Source organism: Nostoc sp. UHCC 0251 (genome assembly GCF_034932245.1).
Classification (GTDB): Bacteria; Cyanobacteriota; Cyanobacteriia; order Cyanobacteriales; family Nostocaceae; genus Nostoc.
Map to the genome: position 1 here is coordinate 1 of NZ_JAYGHD010000435.1, position 8357 is coordinate 8357.

The following is an 8357-nucleotide window of genomic DNA, read 5'->3' on the forward strand; positions in this document are numbered from 1 at the left end:
CCGCAAAAACTGTGCATCTTGTCAACTACTTTTACTGGACTGCCTCTCTAGCAGAACGGGCACGGGGAATTTTTTCCTTCTCCTATTTGGCTTTTCAAGAATACTTCACAGCGAGGAAAATCGTTGCCAGCCATAACTTACAAGCATTTGAGCAAGCGTTGGGAGGTTTAGTCAGTCATATCACCGACCCGCACTGGCGCGAAATCTTCTTGTTAACCGCTACCATGCTTCGGAGTGCAGACTCTCTAGTACAGTTGATGAAGCAACAGATTGATGCACTAGTTGCCCAAGACCCTTATTTACAAGAGTTTTTGGCATGGGCTAGCCAAAAATCTCGCAGTATTCCCACCCAAGCAAAAGATGCGACAGTTCGAGCATTTTACCTTGCCTTGAGTCGGACTCCTCACGTAGCTCCTCACTTTGCTCTAGCCAGCAGCCTCGACCAAGGAATGTTTCTGGATGCCGCGTTAGATAACCTGCTGGTGGAGTGTGCAATTGATAAGAGCCAGGACTTTGCCCACGTCCACGCTTGTGGAGATGCTCTCTCGATCATTTTGGGCATTGTTTTGGATGTTGGACTAAATAAATCCCTGCAACAACTCTCTGACCAATTTCCAAATTCTCGTCAAGGTCAAGAACGGTTTCAACTATGGTTGCAGACGAACTATGCAGCCTGGGCTGAACAGTTAAAGATAACAATCGTTAATTATCGCAACATTAACCACCAATGGAAGTTTAGCCCTGAACAACAGCAAATGCTACAACGCTACTATGATGCTAATCAGTTACTACTCGATTGCCTGCATAGCAATTGTGAAGTAACCCCTGCTATCAGGCAGGAAATTGAAGCCACCTTATTATTGCCTCAGAAGGAACTTGAGGACAGAGAATGGCAATAGTTTTGTTGATTAAGGCAATTTCCGTTAATAAATCTACCGCCGCCGTTGGTTGAGCGTCTCGCAGAGAAGTCGAAACCAACTAAGGGATAGAAAGTTGAGGTAAGTCGAAACTCGTCAACCTGAGTATATTCTTTGTGAGAAATCACCTAACCCTTTACAGCTATTTTCAGTTATTGGTGAGCAAGGGCAGCAGGAATTGAGTAATTTAATTTTTCGATGTCCCTTATTTAAAAAGTTTTCCTACGTTTTGTGTCGTAGTTAATCAACTCATTTAGTAAATCAAACAATACCCGCTCATAGTACAAGAGCAGAATCTAGTAATTTTAACCCTTAAATAGTTCTCTGCTATCTTTTGTTTGACCTATCCGATTGTCTCGTTTCCTTAAGACTACCGATTTCTCAGATCACTTTGCACTTAAAGCCCTCATCGTAGGTCTTATTATGAATTTAATCAATGACTTTTGCTTGGCAGGTGGGATACTCAAAGGTGTACAAGTACTCATTGTAGACAACGATCGCGATAGTAGAGATTTGTATGCATTTTTACTCGAAGACTTGAGCGCAAATGTGATTACTGCTAGTTCAGTAAAAGAAGCTTTGGAAATATTGAGTTGGTTCACACCCAACATCATTGTCTGTGAAATTAGGTTTTTAGGTGAAAGTATTTATACATTACTAAATACATTGAGTGCTATAGAGGCAGACAATGGTAAGCATATCCCAATCATTGTCACTTCAACATCTACCATAGGTACTTGTGACCAAATTCCAGATGTAGAGTTTGAAGAATATTTACTTAAGCCATTTGACCTTGACAAATTTGTTTCTGTGGTTCTGAATCAAGTAAAGGAAAAAGTAGCGGACAATTTTTGCACCGAGTTACTAGTTGCAAACTAATAGCTAAGTTGAAGTATCTGCGTGGTTTAACTGCCCTGAAATAAATTTCTAGACTGCATAGCTATAAATGACACACACCACGAAAATTATTAGCAAGGATGCAGTTAAAGCTTTACTGTCAGCTTAGTGCTGAAAAATGGAACTTGTATGATCGTTATTAAAGTTCCTCTTTGGCAATATCATGAGCGAATTCCAAACCCAACTAGCAACCGATACCTGGATAACAACAACTTGGGATGAATATATCCAAATAATTGAAAATCCTGACTACGAAAAAGCCAAGGGCTACTACCACAATGGACAGATGAGGATTGAAATCTACGCAATCGGGAATGATCATGCCAGCGACCATGCAATTATTCTCTTTGCTGTTAACTTGTTTGCGAGCATTAAAGGCATTGCTCTAAATGCCAAGGATAATTGTACATATCGGAAAACAGGCTTTAAGGAAGCTCAACCTGATGTGTCTTATTATATTGGCGAGAATGCTGATGTCATTCTCTACGGTACTTATATCATTAATCTAGATATCTATCCACCACCAGATTTAGTTATTGAAGTAGCTAATACCTCACTTGCTGACGATCAAGGTGAAAAACGACTTTTATACGAAGATTTAGAAGTGAAAGAATACTGGATTTTAAATGTCCAGAATGTCCAAGTTATGGCTTTTGCTATTGAAAACCAAGGTAGTAGGCGGATTACGGAATCTCAGGTATTACCAGGATTAGCTATTTCTTTATTAAACGATGCATTACGCCGAACTCGTCAAATAAATCAAAGTCAAGTTGGCGCTTGGTTGTTAACCCAATTTCAGCAATAATTACTTGAACTATCCTCAATAACAAGACTTGGGGCAGACAAGAAGCTTAAACCCGTTGTATTAACTTAGACAAGCTTCCCACAGTGCCATAGTGGCTAAAATCACCCTTTCAGGTGAAGGCATACAGACATTAAATACCTATTATGAAGTAAGATTAAGCAACTATGAAGCTAATTATGCGTCTAGTTATTTGTTTATTTATAAAGATTTAACACAAAAATTTTAACAACTCCTTATTTCTGCAATTGCCCTTTAAATATTTATGTCTGCTCAATTAAGCATAATTTCCCGAAACTCCACCCCCAACGCTCCCCGCTTGCTCTTTGAGGTACTTTTACTTGGGTCAATTTGCCGGACATCATCATCTAACTACAGCTACTCCCGTAAAGCAAGATTCATAGGCTTTTAAATATGGCTACGAACATAGAAATTCCTGTTATTGGCAAAGTTAAGTATCCATTACGCTGGCTGGTGGGGCTGATAGCAGGAGGTGCGTTGGTTGTGGGTACAGTCACAACCTACACCCTGGTGAATCAAGGGGCAAACGAAGATATTACTGAACTAACTGTGCCAGTAGCAGCGCAAAACGTTACTTTGCGGATTACAGCTAGTGGCAAAGTCGTGCCAGTACAGAGCGTAAATATTAGTCCGAAGAACCCAGGAGTGCTGTCGCAATTATATGTGGAACAAGGCGATCGCATTCAAAAAGGGCAGATTCTCGCCCGCATGGATAGTGCCAGTATTGAGGCTCAAATAAGCCAGTACCGTGCCAACTTAGCCCAAAGTCAAGCACAACTAGCCCAAGCCGTTGCTGGTAGTCGTCCTCAAGAAATTGCTCAAGCTAGGGCGCGATTAGCACAAGCTCAAGCTCAACTAACCGAAGCTAAGGCTGGTAATCGTCCCCAAGAGATTGCTCAAGCTCAATCCCAGGTGGATGCAGCTCAAGCAAGGGTGAATTACACCAGTGAACAGGTAAAGCGTTACCAATACCTATATAAAGAGGGAGCAGAGAGAAAACAATTACTCGATCAAGCCATCAGCGAAGACAAAAGTGCTAGAGCTAGCTTAGAAGAAGCTAGAAAACGATTGTCGTTAGTTCAAAGTGGCACTAGGACTGAGGAAATTGCCCAACGCCAAGCAGCTGTGAATGAAGCACGAGCCGCATTGCTACTGTTAGAAGATGGCACCCGTTCTGAAGAAATTGTCCAGCGTCAAGCAGCAGTTGCAGCAGCTGAAGCTCAATTGAAAGGTGTGCAAGTGCAGTTGGATGAGACTATTATTCGCGCTCCTTTTTCGGGAATTGTGACGCAAAAGTATGCCGAACCAGGCGCTTTTGTGACACCCACAACTTCTGCTTCTACGAGCGCGTCGGCAACTTCTAGTTCAATTGTGGCTGTAGCAAAGGGTTTAGAAGTATTAGCTCAAGTTCCCGAAGCCGATATTGGCAGAATTAAACAGGGACAGCAGGTGGAAATTGTCGCTGATGCCTATCCAGATCAAGTTTTTAAAGGTCGTGTGCGCCTGATTGCTCCTGAAGCAGTAATTGAACAAGGTGTGACATCCTTCCAGGTGCGGGTTGCTCTTGATAGTGGCACAGATAAACTGCGTTCTGGCTTAAACGTGGATCTGACTTTCTTGGGCGATCGCGTTAATAATGCCTTAGTATTACCAACGGTGTCAATTGTCACCGAAAAAGGTAGAACTGGCGTACTTGTACCAGATGCAAACAACAAACCCCAATTCCGCGAAGTGACAATTGGAGCGCAAATTCAAGATAAAACTCAGATTCTAGAGGGAGTTAAAGAAGGCGATCGCATTTTTGTGAACCCACCCAAAGATTACAAAATCGAAAAGGCAAAAGAACAGAATAATTCGTAATTATTAAGACATGAATTTTTTAGAAAGTGTCGAAATGGCGGGGAAAACCCTGCTGTCAAACAAACTGCGTAGCGCCCTGACAATGCTGGGTATAGTTATTGGTAACGCTTCAGTAATTGCCATGATTGGCATTGGTGAAGGTGGGCAAAAATACGTTAATAAACAGTTGGAGTCACTAGGACCCAATGTGCTATTTGTATTGCCGGGAAATCGAGAAACTCAGCGTATCTCCTTTGAAGTACCAAAAACATTAGTGTTGCAAGATGCCGAAGCGATCGCTTCTCAAGTACCAACAGTAGTAGGAGTTGCACCAGAATTAAACAGAAGACAGGTAGTTACATACCGCAATAGAAACACCGATGTCAACATCATTGGTACAACTCCCAGCTTCTTATCTGTGCGGGATTTTGAAACTGATAAAGGCAGGTTTTTCAGCGATGTAGACATCAAGCGAAATAACCAAGTCGTTGTACTAGGTGGAGACTTGGCAGAAAAACTATTCGGTAATAGTAACCCCGTAGGTCAACAATTGCGAGTTGGAAATACCAGCTTTCAAGTGATTGGGACATTAATAGCCAAAGGTTCCAGCGTCGGAGCAGATTATGATGATGCTGCCCTAATACCAATTACAACTTCAGCAAACCGACTTGTGGGAAAGAATTCTCCCTATGGTATTGCTTTAGATTACCTCGTTGCAGCAGCTCGTGATTCAGAGAGCGTGGATGCAGCAGAATTCCAAATTACTAATTTGTTGCGTCTACGGCACAAAATTAATGGCGAAGATGACTTTACTATCCGCTCTCAAAAGGATGCTTTGCAAACTGTCAGTCAAATCACAGGTGCATTGACAATTATGCTAGCAGCGATCGCAGGTATATCCCTGTTTGTCGGCGGCATTGGCATCATGAATATTATGCTTGTTTCCGTCACCGAACGCACCCAAGAAATCGGATTGAGAAAAGCGATCGGGGCAACTGAGCAAGATATTTTGCTACAGTTCATCATTGAGGCAGTAATAGTTTCCGCAGCTGGCGGTTTAGTAGGGACTGCGGTTGGTATCAGTGGCATCCTATTAGTGGGAGCCTTGACTCCTTTAGAAGCGAGTCTTTCTCCTGTAGCGATTAGTATGGCAGTTGGTGTCTCTGGTGGTATTGGTTTATTTTTTGGCGTTGTTCCTGCACGTCGCGCTGCTAAACTTGACCCCATTGTGGCTTTGAGAAGTGCTTAATCTCCTATATTGGGTTGAGATGGAGAGACATTCGCTAAGTAATTCACTAAATCATTTTGACTGGAGAAATCCAATAGTGCTTCAGCTAAGTCTTCTAGTTGAGTAATGGATAATGTGCGAATCTGCTGTTCTATCTCTGGTTCAATTGCAGCAAACCGACGTGTTAACTGTCGCAAAATCAGTTGTAGCGCCTCCTGTTTCTTTCCTCGTTCTTCTCCCTGTTGCAATCCCTTTTGCAGAATGTCTTGGTAAATCACAGATTCTTGCATAATTTCCTCTCTGAAAAGCTGTGTAATCAAACTTTTGTCAAACCGCAAACCAGCTAAAACCTGTACACAAGCTGATATATTCTGTCGTTCGTCTGTTTCTTCAATCATATCGACAGCAGTAGCGACTTGACTTAATAAGTCTGCGGGTGAGTCGGTTCTGGCTAATGTCGCCAGTGGTAAAAGTGCAGGGTTAGCTAACAGTGGTGTGGGATCTTCTTCCCATAAACGAATCACTCGATACTCATGTCTGGTTTTTTTATCTACATACTGGGTATTAAAAACAATTTCTGAGGAGGTGGGTTGTAAGAAAATCAACACCTGCTCAATATCACACCAGTATTCTCGCTTTAATCTGGTGTAGTAATCCAGCATCCGAAAATCAAGTGGGGTTTTGGATTTTGGTGTAGTTTGAAACTCTAAATGCAAGATTTGGTTGGCGATTTGCAGGAACGTTACCGAATCAGCGCGAATGGGTTCGAGGTTGAGTTCGGTTTTGAGGACTTGGATATCTGAGGTATCAGAATCAAGTAACCATCTGGCAAAGTCACCAGGGTAGTTTTCGGCAAGGTATTTGCAGGTGTTATCGTAGGCCAAGGGCGTATATTTGATATGTTGTGGGCTAATTGCATATTTGAGTATGGAATTATGAAAAACTCCACCCATAAGTGAATGGAGTTTTCCACCGTTTTTTATGAAACTAAAATCTGACGGCTTAAAATACTCATTACCTCGCCAGGGTTAGCGGTTGGTAGTAGTTGACTCCAGTCTCCAACACTTGCATAGCCAATTACCTGTAAATAGTGAATTGTGCTAGTGACGGCTTTCGGAGAACCAATCAATAAGTGTTTAATTGGTTCTCTGTTGGGAAATCGCATTTGAGCAGATTGTTTGAAGATGAGTGCATCGAAGTCTTCGCTACTCAAATACTGTTGCAACTGTGCTTCAGCGAAATTTTGATTTTCTACGAACTTTTGTACTTGTGTCATTATTGTAGTTGACTCCTGAGTGGGGGTTTAAAGAAAAGCGATCGCGGACTCTTCCCGGAGGGCGATCGCTTTTCTTATGCTTTTGATAATATAGTATAATTTTATACAAGTCAACTACTAATGCAAAAATGTTTATGACAAATTAACCCGTCCAAAAATATAATTTGGACGGGTTAAAACTAAATATATGAACTAATTATGGAAGTGATTGTGAGATGTTTTTATCTAATTAGTTGATTGTTGATATTTAACCTACAACATAATCTCGCCACTATAAAATTTAGATCGATTAAAAGTAGGTTGGGTTAAGGCTTTGCGAAACTCAACAATACGATCCATGTTGGGTTTCCTTATGTCAACCCAACTTACATTTAATGTACAAATTTAGGCTTGACACCGCACTAGATTTATGCAAAAAGTGGATTATTGCAGCACAGGAGTTGTGCCGTTACCGTTAGTTGACGCATTTGCAATTGCAGCTTGAGCCGGTTGAGTGGGAAGAACCGCTACAACTGGAGCAACTTTTGAACTATATTTTTTATTTCTTTTTCCATTAGAGCCGCCAGCTTTGGAATACTGTATACTGTTTCTGCCGTAGATAGTTGCAACTCCACTTAGCATTCGTTCAGACATTTCGGAGAGGGCTTTATCCATCTGGGTTATTGTTTTACGCGATTCTTCAAGATTGGATACAAGGGTGTTATGAGCTTCTAACGTTGCACGAGTAGTATTGATGAGGTGGTTGTAGGCTTCAATGGTTAATCCATGCCCTAAATCCAGATTTTCATCAACGGATTTAAGCAAGGCGAGACGAAGTTGGGCTTTGTCAACAGCAGCAGAACTACGAGTTCTTAAAGACATGAGATATCCTTTTTTTTAAGAATTCCTTTTTCAACATAGTGGAGTATCCTTTTGCCTGAGATGGGTATTTTTATGGATTTGTTTTATTAAAACTTCAACAAAATAATTACGAGTTTGTCTGTATTTTTACTCATTTTTCATATCTATTTGTTGTTTGAGAATAAGTGCAATTAGCAAATGCGATCGCCGAATCAGCAAATGCGAACGCCAAATCAGCAAATGCGAACGCCAAATCAGCAAATGCGAACTCCAAATCAACAAATGCGAACGCTGAATCAACAAATGCGAACGCCGAATCAGCAAATGCGAACGCCGAATCAACAAATGCGAACGCCGAATCAGCAAATGCGATCGCCAAATCAACAAATGCGAACGCCGAATCAACAAATGCGAACGCCAAAATAACATTAGAAAGGGGAAACTAGAACATCTAATTCCCTCCCTTTTATAAGCTACGGCGTCAGGGTGGTTTCATACAAAGAAAGAAAAAACTTTGTGCAGTTGATTGGAGAGGGC

Annotated in this window: 9 protein-coding genes; 6 read left to right on the plus strand and 3 right to left on the minus strand. The window is 41.5% G+C overall.

The window, feature by feature from the left end; all coding sequences use genetic code 11:
- From VB740_RS34610 to VB740_RS34630, 5 genes are all read left to right on the plus strand, one after another.
- Positions 1-899: NACHT C-terminal helical domain 2-containing protein (locus tag VB740_RS34610; protein WP_416291221.1), on the plus strand; the 899-nt coding region annotated here is incomplete at its 5' end.
- 441 nt (positions 900-1340) lie between these two features.
- A complete protein-coding gene (locus VB740_RS34615) occupies positions 1341-1796 on the plus strand; it encodes a response regulator (RefSeq protein WP_323204334.1) in 456 nt (151 codons plus the stop codon).
- Positions 1797-1977: 181 nt separating this feature from the next.
- Positions 1978-2619 (plus strand): Uma2 family endonuclease, encoded by a 642-nt coding sequence (locus tag VB740_RS34620; protein WP_323204335.1) that lies wholly within the window; start codon positions 1978-1980, stop codon positions 2617-2619.
- A 411-nt stretch (positions 2620-3030) separates the two neighbouring features.
- On the plus strand, positions 3031-4497 hold the full coding sequence (locus VB740_RS34625; RefSeq protein ID WP_323204336.1) for an efflux RND transporter periplasmic adaptor subunit: 1467 nt from the start codon (positions 3031-3033) through the stop codon (positions 4495-4497).
- A gap of 10 nt (positions 4498-4507) precedes the next feature.
- Positions 4508-5725 carry an ABC transporter permease gene (locus VB740_RS34630; protein WP_323204337.1) on the plus strand — a complete coding sequence of 406 codons (1218 nt, stop codon included), beginning with the start codon at positions 4508-4510 and terminating at the stop codon, positions 5723-5725.
- On the opposite strand, the gene VB740_RS34635 is transcribed toward VB740_RS34630, so the two are convergent.
- The 3 genes from VB740_RS34635 to VB740_RS34645 all read right to left on the minus strand — a co-directional run bounded on the left by VB740_RS34635 (position 5722) and on the right by VB740_RS34645 (position 7841).
- Positions 5722-6588: an Rpn family recombination-promoting nuclease/putative transposase gene (locus VB740_RS34635; protein ID WP_323204341.1), complete on the minus strand. Its 867-nt coding sequence runs from the start codon at positions 6586-6588 to the stop codon at positions 5722-5724. The genes VB740_RS34630 and VB740_RS34635 overlap by 4 nt on opposite strands.
- 95 nt (positions 6589-6683) lie before the next feature.
- Positions 6684-6980: a hypothetical protein gene (locus VB740_RS34640; RefSeq protein WP_323204338.1), complete on the minus strand. Its 297-nt coding sequence runs from the start codon at positions 6978-6980 to the stop codon at positions 6684-6686.
- 423 nt (positions 6981-7403) lie between these two features.
- Positions 7404-7841 carry a hypothetical protein gene (locus VB740_RS34645; RefSeq protein WP_323204339.1) on the minus strand — a complete coding sequence of 146 codons (438 nt, stop codon included), beginning with the start codon at positions 7839-7841 and terminating at the stop codon, positions 7404-7406.
- A 177-nt stretch (positions 7842-8018) separates the two neighbouring features.
- Between VB740_RS34645 and VB740_RS34650 the strand changes: the two genes are divergently transcribed.
- A complete protein-coding gene (locus VB740_RS34650) occupies positions 8019-8246 on the plus strand; it encodes a hypothetical protein (RefSeq protein WP_323204340.1) in 228 nt (75 codons plus the stop codon).
- The last annotated feature ends 111 nt before the right edge of the window (positions 8247-8357 follow it).

Bases quoted from the DNA above. Each gene is read 5' to 3' on its own strand.
- VB740_RS34615 (WP_323204334.1), top strand. From the start codon at position 1,341: ATGAATTTAATCAATGACTTTTGCTTGGCAGGTGGGATACTCAAAGGT.
- VB740_RS34620 (WP_323204335.1), top strand. From the start codon at position 1,978: ATGAGCGAATTCCAAACCCAACTAGCAACCGATACCTGGATAACAACA.
- VB740_RS34625 (WP_323204336.1), top strand. From the start codon at position 3,031: ATGGCTACGAACATAGAAATTCCTGTTATTGGCAAAGTTAAGTATCCA.
- VB740_RS34630 (WP_323204337.1), top strand. From the start codon at position 4,508: ATGAATTTTTTAGAAAGTGTCGAAATGGCGGGGAAAACCCTGCTGTCA.
- VB740_RS34640 (WP_323204338.1), bottom strand. From the start codon at position 6,980: ATGACACAAGTACAAAAGTTCGTAGAAAATCAAAATTTCGCTGAAGCA.
- VB740_RS34645 (WP_323204339.1), bottom strand. From the start codon at position 7,841: ATGTCTTTAAGAACTCGTAGTTCTGCTGCTGTTGACAAAGCCCAACTT.
- VB740_RS34650 (WP_323204340.1), top strand. From the start codon at position 8,019: ATGCGATCGCCGAATCAGCAAATGCGAACGCCAAATCAGCAAATGCGA.